This window comes from Tardiphaga sp. 20_F10_N6_6 (genome assembly GCF_052076045.1).
Classification (GTDB): Bacteria; Pseudomonadota; Alphaproteobacteria; order Rhizobiales; family Xanthobacteraceae; genus Tardiphaga; species Tardiphaga robiniae.
Map to the genome: position 1 here is coordinate 290,960 of NZ_CP197239.1, position 16,578 is coordinate 307,537.

At 62.0% G+C, this 16,578-nt stretch carries 11 protein-coding genes and 1 pseudogene; 3 read left to right on the forward strand and 9 right to left on the reverse strand.

The window, feature by feature from the left end; translation table 11 throughout:
• Positions 1–24 precede the first annotated feature (24 nt).
• The 5 genes and pseudogenes from AB7813_RS01245 to AB7813_RS01265 all read right to left on the reverse strand — a co-directional run.
• Positions 25–2,193: pseudogene (locus AB7813_RS01245) on the reverse strand (xanthine dehydrogenase family protein molybdopterin-binding subunit); the annotation flags it as partial.
• Positions 2,121–2,600: a (2Fe-2S)-binding protein gene (locus AB7813_RS01250; RefSeq protein ID WP_089267129.1), complete on the reverse strand. Its 480-nt coding sequence runs from the start codon at positions 2,598–2,600 to the stop codon at positions 2,121–2,123. The pseudogene AB7813_RS01245 and the gene AB7813_RS01250, both read right to left, overlap by 73 nt.
• Complete coding sequence (locus tag AB7813_RS01255; protein WP_439063585.1) at positions 2,597–4,951, reverse strand: xanthine dehydrogenase family protein molybdopterin-binding subunit; 2,355 nt, start codon at positions 4,949–4,951, stop codon at positions 2,597–2,599. The genes AB7813_RS01250 and AB7813_RS01255 overlap by 4 nt, the downstream gene beginning before the upstream one ends.
• Entirely contained in the window at positions 4,948–5,805 is an 858-nt protein-coding gene (locus AB7813_RS01260; RefSeq protein ID WP_089267131.1) for an FAD binding domain-containing protein, read from the reverse strand. Before AB7813_RS01260 ends, AB7813_RS01255 begins: the two co-directional genes overlap by 4 nt.
• 157 nt (positions 5,806–5,962) lie before the next feature.
• Positions 5,963–7,159: an NAD(P)/FAD-dependent oxidoreductase gene (locus tag AB7813_RS01265; RefSeq protein ID WP_439084242.1), complete on the reverse strand. Its 1,197-nt coding sequence runs from the start codon at positions 7,157–7,159 to the stop codon at positions 5,963–5,965.
• A gap of 378 nt (positions 7,160–7,537) precedes the next feature.
• Here AB7813_RS01265 and serA point away from each other — a divergent pair, with 378 nt between their 5' ends.
• The 3 genes from serA (at position 7,538) to dusA (ending at position 12,952) form a co-directional block, all read left to right on the forward strand.
• A complete protein-coding gene (gene serA / locus AB7813_RS01270) occupies positions 7,538–8,800 on the forward strand; it encodes a phosphoglycerate dehydrogenase (protein WP_089267132.1) in 1,263 nt (420 codons plus the stop codon).
• 622 nt (positions 8,801–9,422) lie between these two features.
• The gene (locus AB7813_RS01275) at positions 9,423–11,777 is read left to right on the forward strand and encodes a TonB-dependent receptor (RefSeq protein WP_093758933.1); all 2,355 of its coding nucleotides are present in this window, start codon (positions 9,423–9,425) and stop codon (positions 11,775–11,777) included.
• 185 nt (positions 11,778–11,962) lie between these two features.
• The gene (dusA, locus tag AB7813_RS01280; RefSeq protein ID WP_439063588.1) at positions 11,963–12,952 is read left to right on the forward strand and encodes a tRNA dihydrouridine(20/20a) synthase DusA; all 990 of its coding nucleotides are present in this window, start codon (positions 11,963–11,965) and stop codon (positions 12,950–12,952) included.
• Here the strand turns inward: dusA and AB7813_RS01285 are convergent, their stop codons facing one another.
• The 4 genes from AB7813_RS01285 to AB7813_RS01300 form a co-directional block, all read right to left on the reverse strand.
• Positions 12,953–13,465 (reverse strand): TIGR02281 family clan AA aspartic protease, encoded by a 513-nt coding sequence (locus AB7813_RS01285; protein WP_439063589.1) that lies wholly within the window; start codon positions 13,463–13,465, stop codon positions 12,953–12,955.
• 10 nt (positions 13,466–13,475) lie between these two features.
• A complete protein-coding gene (locus AB7813_RS01290; RefSeq protein ID WP_120290982.1) occupies positions 13,476–13,694 on the reverse strand; it encodes a DUF1289 domain-containing protein in 219 nt (72 codons plus the stop codon).
• 45 nt (positions 13,695–13,739) lie between these two features.
• Positions 13,740–15,341 (reverse strand): ATP-binding protein, encoded by a 1,602-nt coding sequence (locus AB7813_RS01295; RefSeq protein WP_120290984.1) that lies wholly within the window; start codon positions 15,339–15,341, stop codon positions 13,740–13,742.
• 184 nt (positions 15,342–15,525) lie between these two features.
• On the reverse strand, positions 15,526–16,395 hold the full coding sequence (locus AB7813_RS01300; protein ID WP_120290986.1) for an NAD(P)-dependent oxidoreductase: 870 nt from the start codon (positions 16,393–16,395) through the stop codon (positions 15,526–15,528).
• Positions 16,396–16,578: the final 183 nt, after the last annotated feature.

The following is a 16,578-nucleotide window of genomic DNA, read 5'->3' on the forward strand; positions in this document are numbered from 1 at the left end:
CACTTCGACATCAGGTACTTCGCGGGCCGTCGGCATCAAATAGTCGGCGAAGGTTACCGCCAGCGGTTCGCCTCGGTCGTCGTAGGTGAACTCTTCATAAAGCGCACCACCGATGCCTTGGGCCACGCCGCCAACGATTTGGCCATCGACCAGCATCGGGTTGATCGCTTTGCCGATGTCATAGGCGACAAGATACCGCTCGACGCTGATGCCGCCTGTATCGCGCGCCAGCGAGACGACGGCGACATGGACGCCGTATGGGTAGGTCATATGCTTGGATTCGAACGATGCTTCGGCGAACAGGCCAGGTTCGCTATCACCAACCAGATTGCCTCCCGGTTCGAGCGCCTTTGCGATCTCGGCGAGCGTCATCGATGGGCCAGTGCCGCCATCGAGGCGGACAATCTCGCCATCGACGATATCGAGTTGATCGGCCGTCAACTGCATCAATTCAGCTGCGGCCGCGAGAGCCTTGTCGCGCAGCTTCAGCGCGGCTTGCCGCGTCGCTTCGCCGGTCATCACGGAAACGCGCGAGGCAAACGCGCCGAGGCCTCTGGCGATACGGTTGGTCTGGCCGTGGATCACGCTGACATTGTCATAGCTGGCGCCGAGTTTCTCTGCGCAAATCTGAGCGATGACAGTTTCGACGCCCTGGCCGACCGAAGCGGCGCCGGTGACGACTTCCACGAGCCCGTCGGTCCCGACATTGATCCGCACATCGTCGAACGGGCCAAGACCGCTTTTCTCGACGAACATGGCGACACCGGAGCCGACCAGTTCGCCCGCCTTGCGACGCGACGTAATCTGCGTCTGCAGGTCGTCCCAGCCGATGCCATTCAGCGCCTTGTCCAGCAGCTTCGGGTAGTCGCCTGAATCCAGCACGATGTCGGTGCCGAGCGTTTCCAATGCACGCGTGACCGGCATCTCGCCGGTCGCGATGAGGTTGCGGCGACGGACCTCGACGCCGCTGATCCCCACTCTGGCCGCGACCGCATCCAGCAAGCGTTCGCGCACGAAAGTGCTCTCATAGCGGCCGGGCGCGCGATAGGTGCCGCCAGGCGTCTTGTTGGTCAGGCGGATATGGCCGAGCACGCGATAGGCGGGAATGCGATAGGGGCCGGGCAGCATCGCAGCGGCGAGGTCGGGCACGGTGGCGGCATGCGTGCGCATATAGCCGCCCTGATCGTGGAAGAACTCGTTGTCGATGGCCAGAATATTGCCGTCGCGATCGATCGCCGCGCGGATGTGATGGGTCTGCTGCCGCGAGTGATTGGCCGCGATCAGATGCTCGCGGCGATCCTCGATCCATTTCACGGGGCGGCCGAGGCGCAGCGCGGCCAGACACACCAGTACGTCTTCGGGATACATCTCGCCGCGAATGCCGAAGCCGCCGCCGACATGGCCTTCGAACAGATTGGTGTTGGCAGCGGTGCGGCCAAACATTTTCGCAAGCTGGTCGCGATTCCAGTGCGGCACTTTCGCAGCGCCGTACATTTCCAGCATGTCTGTCTCGGCGATGTAACGGCCAATGGCCCCGCGCGTCTCCAGGGGAACGCCGGAATGACGGCCGATGGAGAGCGAAAGGCTGACTACGGCATGCGCTTTGGCGAACGCTCCATCGACGTCGCCATAACCTTTCTCGATCAGTGCGGTCTCGGTCGGTAGTCCGTCGCGGAACTCGCCGACCTCGCCATCGGCCTGCAGGATCACCGGCAGTTCTTCTATCTCGACCTCGACATGCTCGGCGGCATCTTCGGCAAGATAGGGGTCTTCGGCGAACACGACGGCGACGGGATCGCCGACATAGCGCACCTTGTCCTTGGCCAGAATGGTCTGGCGATAGGCGGCGAGTTGCTCCAGCCGCGTCAGACGGAAATCAATCGGCGGAATCTCGGAGACATCGGCAAAGCTCCAGGCGGCGACCACGCCCGGAATCGCCAGAGCCGGCGCGAGATCGACCGAGACGATATTGCCGTGGGCGTAGGTCGAGCGCACCACACGCATATGGAGTTGGTTCGGGAAATTGATATCGGCGGCAAACTTGCCCTGGCCGCGCAGCAGCGGGCCGTCTTCCTTGCGAGTGACGGATTGGCCAACCAGTCCCGGTTTGGCGGCAGCAGTCACGACTGGCGCATCTCCACCGCGGCAGCGCGGACCGCCTTGATGATGTTCTGGTAGCCGGTACAGCGGCACAGATTCGACGACAGCACGTCGACCAGATCATGGTCGGAAATATCCGGTTCGCGCTCCAGCACGCCGACGGCAAGCATCAGGAAGCCGGGTGTGCAGAAGCCGCATTGCAGGCCGTGGTTCTCCATGAAGGCGCGCTGCATCGGATGCATCTCGTCGCCATCGGCGAGGCCTTCGACGGTGCGGATCTGCTTGCCGTCCGCCTGCTGCGCGAACATCAGGCAGGAGCGCACCGGTTCGCCATTCACCAGCACCGTGCAGGCGCCGCACACGCCGTGCTCACAGCCGATATGCGTACCCGTTTGACCGCAATCCTCGCGGATCGCGTCGGCGAGGGTCCGGCGCGACTCGACGCAGATGGCGTGGGACTGGCCGTTGATGATGAGGGTGATGTCGGTCTTGTCGCTCATGCAAGTTTTCCGTTGCTTGGCAATTTTCCGCTTGCGCGCAGCGCCGCACGAATGCGCTGCGGCGTTGCCGGCATTTCGTCGATGGAGATTCCGAAGCAGGACAACGCGTCGTTGATTGCGGAGATCACCGCTGCCGGCGCGCCGATGGCGCCGCCTTCGCCGAGGCCCTTGGCCTTGGTGATGGAGTTACCGGTCAGGGTCTCGATGTGATGCAACTCGATCTCGGGAATTTCGTGCGTCGTCGGCGGTAGGAAATCCGCCAGCGTGCTGGTCAGGATGTTGCCGGTCTCGTCATAGATGATCTCTTCCAGCAGCGCGTTGCCGATGCCCTGAGCGACCCCGCCATGGACCTGACCATCGGCGATCATCGGATTGATGATCAGCCCGGCATCCTCCGCGACCAGAAATTTCTCCATCTCGACGCGGCCGGTCTCGATATCGACCTCGACAATCGCGACATGGCAGGCGTTGGAGAAGGTTCCGGATGGATCGTAAGTGCCGGTTTCGGTGAGACCCGGTTCGATCTCGCCCTTGAAGATGTGGGTCTGGTGATAGGCCGCACGCGCCATCGACGCGATGGTGACGGAGCGATCGGTGCCGATGACATGCGCCGAGCCGGACTGCAGCGTGATGTCTTCGGGCGCTGCTTCAAGGAAATGGCTCGCCATCTTCAGCAGTTTGGCGCGGATCTTCTGCGCCGCAAGCAAGCTGGCGCCGCCCGAGAGCACCAGCGAGCGGCTGGCGAATGTGCCCCAGCCATAGGGCGAGCGGTCTGTGTCGCCGTGAACCACCTTGATGAATTCCGGATCGATGCCGATCTCGTCGGCGATGATCTGCGCCAGTGATGTGCGCAGTCCCTGGCCATGCGGCGACGAGCCGATCCGCGCTTCGACGAAGCCCGAGGGATCGATGGTCAGATACACGGTCTCGAAGCCCGGCGTGATCTCCATCCCGCGTGCCGCGAAAGCCGGGCTGCCATAGCCAGTACGCTCGGAGAAGGTGGCAAAGCCGATCCCGAGATAGCGGCCGGCATCGCGCGCGATTTTCTGGCGCTTGCGGAATGCGTCGAGGTCGATGGCCTTGATGGCCATCTCCATGGTTTCCTTGTAGCTGCCGTCGTCGAAGACGAGACCGGTCGCTGATGTATAGGGAAATTTGTCGATGAGGTTTCGGCGACGCAATTCGGTCGGCTCGATGTCGAAAGCGGCGGCAGCCTTGTCCATCAAGCGTTCGAGCACGAAGGTGATGACCGGCCGCGAGACGCCGCGATAGGGCGCCATCGGACAGGTATTGGTCATCACGCCGCGCGAGCGACAGTCATAGGCGCGGACGTCATAGGGGCCGGGGAGCTCGGCCAGTGCCATCAAGGGCTCGACGCCGCAGGTCGTCGGGAAACAGGAATAGGCGCCGATATTGGCGACAATGTCGCCGCGCAAAGCGAGCAGCTTTCCGCTCTTGTCGAATGCGCCTTCGAGCTGGACGTGTTGATCGCGGCTGTGAAAGCTCGCAATCAGGTTTTCGCGGCGATCCTCGGTCCAGGCCACGGAGCTGCGCAATTTGCGCGCCAGCCAGACCAGCAGCACATATTCCGGCGCCAGCGACATCTTTTGGCCGAAGCCGCCGCCGACGTCAGGCGCGATGACACGCAGATCCGATTCCGGAATGCCGAGGATGTCGCACACCGCCGTGCGCGTCAGATGCGGCATCTGTGTGGTGCAGGTCAGTGTCACGCGACCGGTCGATGCGTCATAGGAGGCATGACCTGCGCGGGCCTCCATCGGCGTCGCATTCTGACGGTGCGAGCGCGCTTCAACATGCAGCACCTTGTGTGCGGTCTTCCAAACATCCTCGAAGCCGGGTGTCGCGATGCGACCCTCGACGATCACGTTGTGCTTGGTGTCGGCGTGAACCAGCGGAGCGTCCTCGGCGAGCGCATCCATCGCGTCGATCAGCGGTGCGCCTTGGGATATCTCGACCTCGACCTGATCGGCGATGTCCTCCGCCTGATCCTTGCTCGGCGCGTAGACGGCCGCGATGGACTCACCTGTGAACCGCACCACGCCATCGGCAAGGATCGGCTGACCGACCGCGACATAATTGAACTTGCTCAGCATCGGCCGGATCGGCTTCAGCTTTGCGAGGTCCTTGGCCGTGACGATGCCTGTGCCCTCTGGTGCCGTAATATTCTCGATCGTTCCGGCAGCCACGCTGCTGCGGACGAAGCGCACCCAGTGTGTGGCGGGCATATCGGCCGTGAAGCGGCCGCGACCGGTGACGAGGGCGGGATCCTCGAGCCGGCGGATCGAGCGCCCAACCCAGGTCGTGCCGGTGCCCTTGGTGTGGATCGTCATTGCGTCGACCGCTCCAGTGCGCGCCGCGTCACGGCGCGGACCAGATCGCAGCGATATTCCGCAGTGGTCTGGATATCCTCCAGCGGTTCGATTGCATTCGCTGCGGCTTCACCGGCGGCGACGAACAGGTCTGGCGAGGGCGCGTTACCGTTCAAGACGTCTTCGGCCTCGATAATGCGCCGCGCGCGATCCTCGGCACCGCCGATGCCGACATGCGCATCGGCGATCACGCCATCGACGAGACGATAGGTAACGAGCGCGGCAGACATCGCAAAATCGCCGGCACGGCGGCTGAACTCGTAGAAGCCGAATTTGGTATCGTCGGGTAGCAGCGGCAACCGTGCTTCGGCGAGAAATTCGTCCTCGGCCAGCGATGTCGACATGATGCCTTCGAGGAAATCGGTGACAGGCACGATGCGTTCGCCGCGCACACTCTTCACGACAAGTTGGGCGTCCAGCGTTGCCGCGACGAGGCACCACTCCGATGCAGGATCGGCATGGGCGAGGCTGCCGCAAAACGTGCCGCGCATCCGGATCGGATAATGCGCGATGTGGCTGACGACGAAAGCGAGGAGCTTACCGAGCGGACCGTCGATGACAGGCTTGTGGAATGCGCCGTGGCGCACCCGCGCGCCAATCGAGAGATAGTCGCCGTCGACAGCGAGGCGGTCGAGCCCTTCGACCTCATTGATATCGATCAAGTGTGCTGGCCGCGCCATGCGGAACGCCATGATCGGCACCAGGCTCTGGCCGCCCGCCAGAATGCGGCCATCGAGCGGCGCAAACTCGGCCAATGCACTCACAACTTCATCCACGGTGCGTGGGACGTGTCGCGTGAACGGCGCCGGCTTCATATGGAAAAACCCCGGGCAGGAGGGCCAAAATTCACTTGTATGCTAACAATCGTCTTTTGGAAGTCAATCAGTGTCGCTGACGCAAAACGGGGCGTTCGCCGCCTGCGTTTTGATCACATGGGGATAGCTGAATTCGCCGAGTCGAGCGCGCTAAGTTTCAGGCGATATCGCGCTGCAGCGCGAAGTCATCCAGTAATGGCGAGCGTTTGCCCGCGATCATCCCGCCGATCAGTTGCGCTGCGAGATAACTGAAGGTGATGCCGTTCCCGCCATAACCATAGGCGGCATAGAGACGCGGATGGCCGGGCACAGGTCCGATCAGTGGCAGGCCATCGCGCGTGGTGTCGAAAGTGCCGGCCCAGCGATAGTCGATGGCAAGCTCGGCGCGTGGCCAGAGTGATGCGAGCTTCTCCTTCAGCGCACGTGCCTTGGCAGGGATCAGGGCATCGCGTGCATCGGGATCGATGATCTCGTCGCTGTCTTCGCCGCCGATGATGATGCGGCCGGATGCGGTGGTTCGGGCGTAGAGATAATCCTTGCTGTCTTCCCAGATCAGCACGCCGCCGCACCAGAGTCTGTCCGGCTGCGGCTTCGTCGCGATCGCCCAGCTCGAAGAGGGTTTCTGTACCGTTGTGTGCACGATGTCGGGCATCACATAGCCCGTCGCCAGCACGACATGGCGCGCCTCGACGATACGGCCGTCCGTCAATTGAACGCCGACGGCGTGGCCTGCGGAGTCGAACGCGGCCGTCTCCGCCTCGAATAATCGCGCGCCGCGCGCCGTCGCGACATTCAGCAGCCCCAGTGCCAGTTGCAACGGATCGGAATCTGCCGAGTCCGGCGAGACGATGGCACCCGCCCGGGCAATGTCGTATTCGGACAGGAGGGTCTTGTGATCGAGGAGTGTGCCGGGCAGGCCGGCGCGCGCGCGAAGCGCGTGTTCCTCGATCAGTCCTTTGGCACTCTCGCCTGCGGCAAGATAGAGCGAGTCCTTCGCGCGCATGTCACATCGCAGGTCGAGCGTCCGGACCAGCGCCTTCAATCCATGGACGGCGTCATAGCTGGCGCGATAGGCACGCGCGGCGCGCTCATAGCCATAGAGATGTGTCAGCTCCTGCAGCGAACGATCGATCTCCCACAGCAGCATCGACGTGCTCGCTACTGTACTGCCGCGCCCAGGCAATTCGCGATCGACGATCACCACATCCAGTCCCTGCCGCGTCAGTTGCTCGGCCATCAGGGCGCCGGTGATACCGCCGCCGACGATCAGGGCATCGCATGTGATGTCTTCGGTAAGGGGCCGACGGGGGGCATGCTGCAGGCCGGCAAACCACGGCGAATGTCCGCCGCGCAAATCAGCATGCTCGGTGGTATCGGGATCGAGATCGGAAATGGGGCACCATGAGGCTGGGGAAGGAAGGCGCTGTCCGCGCCTCGTACTGAAGTCACGTGACAATTTCCCGGGTCCTGTTCCGTTCCCTGGGGGAGCGCGCGGGCGCGCAGACTGCTCCAGATTCTCGCGGGCTCAGGTGGGGTCGCGCGCCGGTCCCTCATCATCTTGGATTAGAGATAAGTGATTTCAACGGGTTAGATACCCGTAGCAAGATCGCCGCGGTGACGTTAAACAGGCGCCAAACCAAACCAGACGATGTGAGCCGGACCAACCGGGGCTTTACCGCTCCAGCGTGGTTTCTATCTCATTCATTGCTCAAAGGACGCCGCGACCGTGACCATGAACAGCCTGCCTTTGCCGCAGCTTTCCCTCCCGAAAGACAAGATCAAAATCCTTCTGCTCGAAGGCGTGAACGACAGCGCGGTCGAGCTGATCGAGGCAGCGGGCTATTCGAGCGTGACGCGGCTCTCCAAGGCGCTCGGTGGCAATGAGCTGAAGGAAGCACTCAAAGGCGTACACATTCTCGGTATCCGGTCGCGCACGCAGATCACCCAGGACGTGCTCGATGCCGCGGACCGGCTGATCGCGATCGGTTGCTTCAGCGTCGGCACCAATCAGGTGGATATCGACGCGGCGCGCCGTAGTGGCATTCCGGTGTTCAATGCGCCGTTCTCGAATACGCGCTCGGTTGCCGAACTGGTGATCGGCGAGATCGTCATGCTGTTCCGCCGGATCATCTCGCGCTCCAACCTGGCGCATGAAGGCGGTTGGGAGAAATCGGCCAATAACAGCTATGAAGTGCGCGGTAAGACGCTCGGCATCGTCGGTTACGGCAGCATCGGCTCGCAGCTCTCGAACCTGGCGGAAGCGCTGGGCATGCGCGTGATCTTCTACGATCACACCGATCGATTGCGTCACGGCAACACCGAACCTGTCGGAAGCCTGCAGGAACTGCTGGCGCAGAGCGATGTGGTCAGCATGCATGTGCCGGAAACCCCGGCCACGCAGGGGATGATCGGTCGCGACGAATTCGCCGCCATGAAGGACGGCGCCTATTTCATCAACAACAGCCGCGGCACCGTGGTCGATCTCGATGCGCTGGCCGATGCACTGCGCCAGGGCAAATTGCGCGGTGCGGCCGTCGACGTATTCCCCGTCGAGCCCAGCTCCAATCAGGAGCGCTTCGTGACCCCGCTGCAGGGTCTGGAGAACGTCATCCTGACGCCGCATGTCGGCGGCTCCACCGAAGAAGCTCAGGAGCGCATCGGTGCGGAAGTCGCACGTAAACTGATCGACTACAGCGACAGCGGGTCGACTATGGGCACGGTGAACTTCCCGCAGGTACAACTGCCGGCACGCCCGTCAGGTACCCGGTTCATCCAGGTCCAGCGCAACGTTCCGGGCATGCTGGGACGGCTGAACGAGGTGCTGGCGCGCCATGCGGTCAACATTGCCGCGCAATATTACGAGACCAACAACGACATCGGCTATGTCGTCCTCGATGCTGATGCATCGGCGGCGGATAGCGAGCGGGTGCTGGCGGATATTCGGGCGCTGGAAGGTACGATCCGCGCCCGCTTGTTGTATGAATACAAGGACTGAGCTGTAATTTGGCTCCACGAACGACATCGAAAGTCGATTTCTCTGCACGGGCCGCGGCGCCAGTCAGGCTGCTCGCCGCTATGAAAACAGGGCGACCATATTAGTAGACGACGGCGGCCCATCGAACCATCGCCAGAGCTCTTCACGTTCCCTCTGATTTGCGCATCTTGAGCTGCTGCAGATTGTCGTCGTAATGACAGCGACAGGAACGAAATGGTTGCGCGCAACAGTCGGCCGTGACGATGTCTGGAGCGTTCCAGAAAAGCGCAGCCTATTACGTTGCCGCGTTCAGGAAAAGCATGGCTCGCTGACGAGAGCGCTGCGTCTATCTTCCTGCCAAATTTCAACGGCACTGATTTTGAGTCTTTCAAAGCACCTTTGGAATCTTTCCAGACACGATTTCAACTGACTCGATTCGTCGATGATCGAGGCATTCTAAATCGCAGCGCGTGCATTAGCGTTGCGGTGACGATGGCGTCTCTCTAGTGAAGCGCTGCAGATCACGAGCAATCGGACGTTGCCGATGAGGCACAGGCGGCTAACGCGGAATGCGATTCTGCGGAGAAAATGATTCACGTTGAGTGTCGGCCCTGCTCGGACGCGGAGAGCGGATCTCGGAGCTATGGTCGTTGCAGGCCACGTGCGGAACCATTTCGCGTCGGCCGACGTGCTGTTGATGAAGGACTTTCTGGGAATGCGACTTGCAGGTGGGGTTCGGACGGTGGCTCGCTTTGGCGTGACACTACTAGGTGGCGTGGCGTTTGTGGCGTGGTTTGAATCGCCTGCTCAATCCCAAACACCGCAAGGCGCCACCGCTCTTCCTCCTGTGACCGTCGATGCTCCGACGCAGCGGTTGGTCCGCCGCGCACCAATCAAACGAAATGTCGCCGGGGTCCGATCAACTTCGCGGCGTGCCACGGTGTCTGACGCCCCGCAAACGCAAATCGTCGCGGCGCAATCGCGGCCGTCGCAGCCGGGTGTCGTGCCCGCCTTTGCAGGCGGCCAGGTCGCTCAAGGCGGACGGCTGGGACTGCTCGGAAACACCGATACGATGAAGTCGCCGTTCAATATGACGAGTTACACGGACAAGTTCATCCGGGATCAGCAGGCGGCGACGGCTGCGGATGCCTTAATCTTGGATCCTTCCGTGCGCAGTTCCCACCCAACGGGCGGTGTGCTCGATTCCTTCAACATTCGCGGCTTCCCGGTCAACGAAGGCAACAGCGGTGAGTTCGCCTTCGAGGGCCTTTATGGGATCGCGCCGACATACCGCATCTTCACGGATTACGTCGAGCGCATCGAAGTGCTCAAGGGCCCCTCAGCCGCGCTCTCGGGCATTGCGCCCAATGGCGGCGTCGGCGGCGTCATCAATGTCGTGCCCAAGCGCGCGGGAGAGGACTTGACCCGCTTCACCGCAAGTTACGGTTCTGCCGCACAGTTCGGTGGCCACTGGGATATTGCGAGGCGTTACGGTGACAGCAAGGAATGGGGCGTGCGCGTCAACGGCAGCCTGCGCGACGGTGATACGCCCATTGACCGCCAGTCCGAAACGACAGGTGTCGGATCGCTGGCCCTTGACTATCAGGGCGAACGGTTCAGGTCCTGGCTCTACCTCATCGCCCAGACCGATCGGTTCGACGCTCCGTCACGTCCCTTTCTCATGGCTCCCGGCCTGCAAGTATCAAAGGCGCCGGATGGTCGGTTGAACATGACGCAACCATGGGAATGGTCGCACATCAACGATCAATCTGCCTTGCTGCGGACCGAATACGATGTAAGCGATCAGGTTACGCTGTTCGCCGACGTGGGCGGATCTCGGACTAACGTCGAGCGATTCTTCGGTCTTCCGACGATCATCAATACGAGCGGTGACACGACCGCAACGCCTCAATTTTTCGGGCTTAGCATCGATCGAACCACATATGATGGTGGCGTCCGCGCCCGCTTCGATACCGGCGTCGTCCACCACGCGGTCGCCTTCCAGGCTTCGGTCTATCATGACGCGCTGTACCGGCGACTCACCAATGGCAGTCTGGTCACGTCGAACATCTATAATCCGACGGTGGCGCCGACCCAGTTCGCGAACGAGATCAGCGAGCGCCCTCGGCTCTCGGACAGTGAACTCACGGGGCTCTCGATTGCTGACACCTTGTCCGTGCTCGATGAGCGTGTCTTGTTGACTTTGGGTGTCCGGCGCCAGGGCATCGAGGCGAACAACTATCTCTCCAATGTCGGAACGCTCACGTCGTCCTACGACAGGAGCGCGACTACCCCAGTGGTTGGTCTCGTCATCCGGCCCCGGGACAACGTCTCTCTGTACGCGAACTATATCGAAGGTCTAAGCCGAGGCGACGTCGCGCCCCAGACCGCTTCCAATTTCGGCGAAGTACTCTCGCCCTACATCGCCAAGCAGTACGAGGCCGGCATCAAGCTGGACTTCGGTCGGTTCGCCACCACCTTCAGCGCCTTCGAGATATCGAAGGCGAGCGGCGAGCTGTCCGGCGGACGCTTCGCGGCGACCGCCGAACAGCAAGTCCGTGGGCTCGAATTCAACGTCTATGGCGAACTCATGCCCGATATCCGTGTCCTCGGAGGCTTGTCGCTGCTGGATGGCACCCTGACGAAGACCGCTGTCGCGGCTAACGTGGGTAACACGCCAATCGGCGTTCCGAACGTACAGGCCAATATTGGCGCCGAGTGGGATCTCCCGTGGGTGAGGGGGCTCACTTTGAATGGGGCAGTCATCTACACGGGCAAGCAGTTCGTCGATACAGCGAACAAGCAACCGATTCCGGACTGGACGCGACTCGATCTCGGTACCCGTTACACGACGGCAATCAACGGCAGGAAGACGGTTTTCCGCGCGAACGTTCAGAATGTGACCGGTGCGAATTACTGGTCCAGCGTGGCCTCATTCGGAACGTTCTTCCTGGGAGCACCGCGTACGTATCTCCTGTCGATGACCGTGGACATGTAATCGCTGCTCTTGGGTCATCCGGTACCGCAATACTGTGCCGGCGAGGGGAAATCTCCGCGAACAGGACTGAGATCTGATCAAGCAGTTGAAAAGAAAGGAAAATGCTTTAGCTCTGTGGCTCTGACCATATGTCAGCCCAAAAATCAGATACACGGACTAAAATCACAAAGTTCAATGAAAACAATATGTTAGACTGCCGCTTTTCCATTGCCCCGATGATGGACTGGACTGACCGGCATTGCCGCGTCTTCCATCGTCTGCTGTCGCGACGGGCGCGGCTCTATACGGAGATGCTGACGACGGGCGCCGTGATCCATGGCGACCGTGCGCGGCTGCTTGGCTTTGACGACAGTGAACATCCGGTGGCGCTGCAGCTTGGTGGTTCGGAGCCGGCGCACCTCGCGGAGGCTGCGAAGATCGGCGTGGATTTCGGCTATGACGAAATCAACATCAATGTTGGCTGCCCCTCGGATCGTGTGAAGGACGGGCGCTTCGGGGCGTGCCTGATGGCCGAGCCGGATCTGGTGGCGCGCGGTGTGGCCGCGATGAAGCAGGCCGTGGACGTGCCGGTCACCGTCAAGTGCCGCATCGGCATCGACGATCAGGATCCCGAAGTCGCACTCGATACGCTGGCACGCGCGGTGGTCGCCGCCGGCGCCGATGGCCTGATCGTGCATGCGCGCAAGGCGTGGCTCAACGGCCTGTCGCCGAAAGAGAACCGCAACATTCCGCCGCTGAACTACGACCGCGTCTATCGGCTCAAGGCGGCAATGCCCGACGTGCCGATCGTCATCAATGGCGGCATCATCGGCATCACTGAAGCCGCTGCTCATCTCGCGCATGTGGATGGCGCGATGCTCGGTCGCGCGGCCTATCAGGAGCCGTGGCGGCTACTGTCGGTGGATCCCGAATTGTTCGGCGAGCCCGCGCCGCATGCGACGATGAAAGACGCCTTCGCGGCGATGATGCCCTATATCGAGGATCAACTCGCGCAGGGTACGCGGCTGCATTCGATCACCCGGCATTTCGTCGGCGCATTCCACGGCGTGCGCGGCGCACGCGCATTCCGGCGTTATCTGGCGGAGAATGGCGTCAAGCATGGTGCGAGCATCAATGTGCTCCGAGAAGCCATTGCGCAGGTCGAGGACGAGCCTGCGGAGTCGGTCGCGGCTTAGTTACGGATAGCCGCGCAGCATCAGTCTGTCGGCGCGCACTTCCCAGCTCTCCAGGCGGTCGAGAAAGCTCATGCCGAGCAGGTTGGTCTTCATCTGCCCACGCGGCACCACCAGTGCCGGGACGGATCGCTCGACCAGTTTGCCGACCGCCAGACGATCCAGCGTCAATCGCGCAGCCTTGGTGCGGCCGCCCGCAGTCTCGACGTCGACATTGTAGTCGAGCAATTCGAGCGGCAGGCCCGCGGCCTTTGCGGTTTCATAAGTCAGCACCACCGAGGTTGCGCCGGTATCGATCACCATGGCCGTCTTGACGCCGTTGATCTTGACCTGAAGTCCGAATTCACCGGTATTGCCGCGCGGGACATCGACCAGCCGCAGTGGCGGAGGACTCTGCTTGCGCAAGATTTCCGTGACGAGATTGCCGGCCTTGGAGATCTGCTTGGGATCGCCATAGGCGAGGGCGGCGCCTGCCGTCGCGACAATGACGATGACGAGAAGAAAGACCCGACTCATGGCGAGCCTCTCAGGTGGCCGCGGATGTCCTCTTCGCTGCGTATGTCGACGAAGGCTCCAGCCCCGCGTCGGCCATGCGGGCCGGCAGTAGTGCCATCGTATCCAGACGCTCCGCGCTGTCCATTTTTCCCCAGCGCGCGATCTCCGGCAGCGTGCGTCCGCAGCCGAGGCAGAGCTTGGTCTTGGGGTCGATGAAGCAGACTGCGATGCACGGCGTTTCTTTGCTCATCCAGTAATATTGAAGCGGATCGGCTCGCTTGCGCAAGCGTCGAAATCACAGCCCTGTTCCTGCATTCATGATGGGTTTGTTACGGGCCCGACGCTTTTCGTCGGCGACGTTCATCTCGTAATCGGGCTGCAGCGGTGGCCCATCGGGCGCCATCGGCGCAAGCGCAGACATCACACGCTCCGGCGGGAAAGTGATGATCACCTCGGTGCCGACTCGCAGTTTCGATTTCAGCGTGAATGTGCCGCCATGCATGTCGATCAGGCTCTTGGCGATCGGCAGACCGAGACCGGCACCCTGTTCGGCCGATTTGATCGAGTTCGATCCCTGGCCGAAGGAGGCCAGCACGATCGGGATCTCGTCTTCGGCGATGCCCGAGCCGGTGTCCCTGCAGCTCAGATACTGGCCGCCGGAGGCGGTCCAGCCGACCTTGAGCCAGATCTCGCCGCCCTGCGGCGTGAACTTGATCGAATTCGACAGCAGGTTCAGCACGATCTGGCGGCAGGCGCGCTCGTCGCCCCAGACCCGCGGCATGCCGTGTTCGAATACTTCGTGGATGGTAATGCCGCGGCTCGATGCGCGCAGCTTCAGGAGGTGATGGCAGTCCGCGACGACATGCACGAGCGACACGGCTTCTTCGTTCAGCTCGTAGCGGCCGGCTTCGATGCGTGACAGATCGAGGATCTCGTTGATGAGATTCAGAAGGTGCACGCCGGAATTATGGATGTCGGCGGAATAGTCCTTGTAGACCGGCACGGCATGGCCACCGAAGATCTCGCTCTTCATCACTTCGGAAAAGCCGAGGATGGCGTTCAGCGGCGTGCGCAGTTCATGGCTCATCTGCGCGAGGAAGCGCGACTTTGCGACATTGGCGGCTTCGGCGCGGTGGCGCGCTTCGTCGGAGATGGCCTTGGCCTGTTCGAGTTCGCCGATCAGGGCGTCCTTCTCGGCGCGGGCTTCCAGTGTCGCGAGCGTGGTCGAATGCAGCCGCTGCGCCAGAAGCGCGAAATAGCCTTCGGCTGCGACAGCCAGAACGGCCAGCACGTAGTTGTCGAAGGTGCCGCGCAGGATGAAGCTCAGCGCCACGCCGAGGGTTACGGGCGCGGTGGCGGCAAAGGCGGCAATCGGCAGGCTCGCGGCGAGCATGCTGGAGACCGCGACCACCAGCAGCATCAGGAACATCATCAGCGAATTGGAGACGACGTCGACGCCGGTCGGATGCACGAGAATCACCGTCCACGACAGGCCGTAGAGCAGGTCCAGAAAGATAAAGCGCAGCCGCCATTTATGCGTGCTGTTGGGTGTCGGTGTTTCCGCCAGATAGCGATTGCAGGCGCGCAGGATCACCGCGTGAATGCACAGCATGCCGCATGACCATGCGGCGGCCGGCAGCGGCTGCATCCAGAACCCGAACAGGATGCCTGTGCCGACCACCAGCAGCGTGATGACGAGCGAGGCGGAGAGGCGGGTCTGGGCGTATTGGCGGAGCAGTTCGCGATCGAATGCGGGGCGTGTTCCTGAAGTCGAGGTCAGCCGGTCGCGCGCTTCGCGCACCCGCTGTTGTGCCGCCCGGCGATTGCGCGGCGGAACAGCGACGGGCGTTTCAGCCGGAAGCTGGACGACCTCGGGCCTGGCGGCGGGCTCACTCATCACTCGTACACAAATCCTGCACGCAAACGCGCGCGGTTTTTCACAGACCCTATCTGTGCCGCACAATCATTAAGAGGTGCCTTAAAGAACGAAGTAATCCGGTTAATATTCAATAAAAATGGTATCGACGGAGGGCGCCTGTCGGGCGCCGCTCCGCCGTGATTTGTTCAGTAAACCTAGATGGTTACCGGGGCAATCTTGCCAAGAGGCTTGAAGTGTCCCACCGCTTGCCACCGAGTGCTTCGACCTCGCCGTAGAACTGATCGACAGTGGCCGTGACCGGCAGGCTGGCGCCGTTGCGGCGGGCCTCGGCGAGACAAATCGAGAGGTCCTTGCGCATCCATTCGACGGCGAAGCCGAAGTCGAATTTTCCGTCATTCATGGTCTTGTGACGGTTCTCCATCTGCCACGACTGCGCAGCGCCCTTGGAGATCACCTCGACCACCGCATTGACGTCGAGACCGGCCTTCTTGGCGAAGTGAATGCCTTCGGACAGTGCCTCGACAAGGCCGGCGATGCAGATCTGGTTGACCATCTTGGTGAGCTGGCCGGAGCCTGCGGGACCGAGCAGTTTCTGCATCTTGGCGTAGGACGTGATGATCGGCTCGACCTTGGCATAGGCCGCTTGGGTGCCGCCACACATTACGGTCAGGGCGCCGTTCTCTGCGCCAGCTTGGCCGCCCGACACTGGCGCGTCGATGAACTGGAAGCCGGCTTTGGTCGCCGCGGCATCGAGCTCGCGGGCCACTTCGGCGGAGGCGGTGGTGTGATCGACGAAGATCGCGCCCTTGGTCATGCCGCTGAATGCGCCGTCAGCGCCGATGGTGACCGAACGCAGGTCGTCGTCATTGCCGACGCAGCACATCACGAAGTCCTGGCCTTCGGCAGCCGCTTTCGGGGTTGCTGCGGACTTGCCGCCGAACTTCTCCACCCATGCTTTGGCCTTGGCTGCGTTGCGGTTGTAGACGGTGACCTCGTGGCCGCCCTTGGTGGCAAGGTGACCGGCCATGGGGAAACCCATGACGCCGAGACCGATAAATGCAACTTTGGCCATGTCCGTACCCTTTGGATGCTGTCGGCTTTGCTGCCGAACGTCGACTGTTGGGAAGTGAGGCGCCGCCCTGGTTGGTGGCGGCGAGATCGCTGGTGATGAGGAGCGCCAGCATAGTCGCTGCACAGGACGCGGCAAAGCCCCCGTTACCGCTCATGGCTGCAGCCGCTTATGGTGCGCTGCAAA

Coding starts and splice junctions, on each gene's coding strand:
- serA (WP_089267132.1), top strand. CDS start 7,538: ATGAACAGCCTGCCTTTGCCGCAGCTTTCCCTCCCGAAAGACAAGATC.
- AB7813_RS01295 (WP_120290984.1), bottom strand. CDS start 15,341: ATGAGTGAGCCCGCCGCCAGGCCCGAGGTCGTCCAGCTTCCGGCTGAA.
- AB7813_RS01285 (WP_439063589.1), bottom strand. CDS start 13,465: ATGAGTCGGGTCTTTCTTCTCGTCATCGTCATTGTCGCGACGGCAGGC.
- AB7813_RS01250 (WP_089267129.1), bottom strand. CDS start 2,600: ATGAGCGACAAGACCGACATCACCCTCATCATCAACGGCCAGTCCCAC.
- AB7813_RS01255 (WP_439063585.1), bottom strand. CDS start 4,951: ATGACGATCCACACCAAGGGCACCGGCACGACCTGGGTTGGGCGCTCG.
- AB7813_RS01260 (WP_089267131.1), bottom strand. CDS start 5,805: ATGAAGCCGGCGCCGTTCACGCGACACGTCCCACGCACCGTGGATGAA.
- AB7813_RS01300 (WP_120290986.1), bottom strand. CDS start 16,395: ATGGCCAAAGTTGCATTTATCGGTCTCGGCGTCATGGGTTTCCCCATG.
- dusA (WP_439063588.1), top strand. CDS start 11,963: ATGTTAGACTGCCGCTTTTCCATTGCCCCGATGATGGACTGGACTGAC.
- AB7813_RS01275 (WP_093758933.1), top strand. CDS start 9,423: ATGGTCGTTGCAGGCCACGTGCGGAACCATTTCGCGTCGGCCGACGTG.
- AB7813_RS01290 (WP_120290982.1), bottom strand. CDS start 13,694: ATGAGCAAAGAAACGCCGTGCATCGCAGTCTGCTTCATCGACCCCAAG.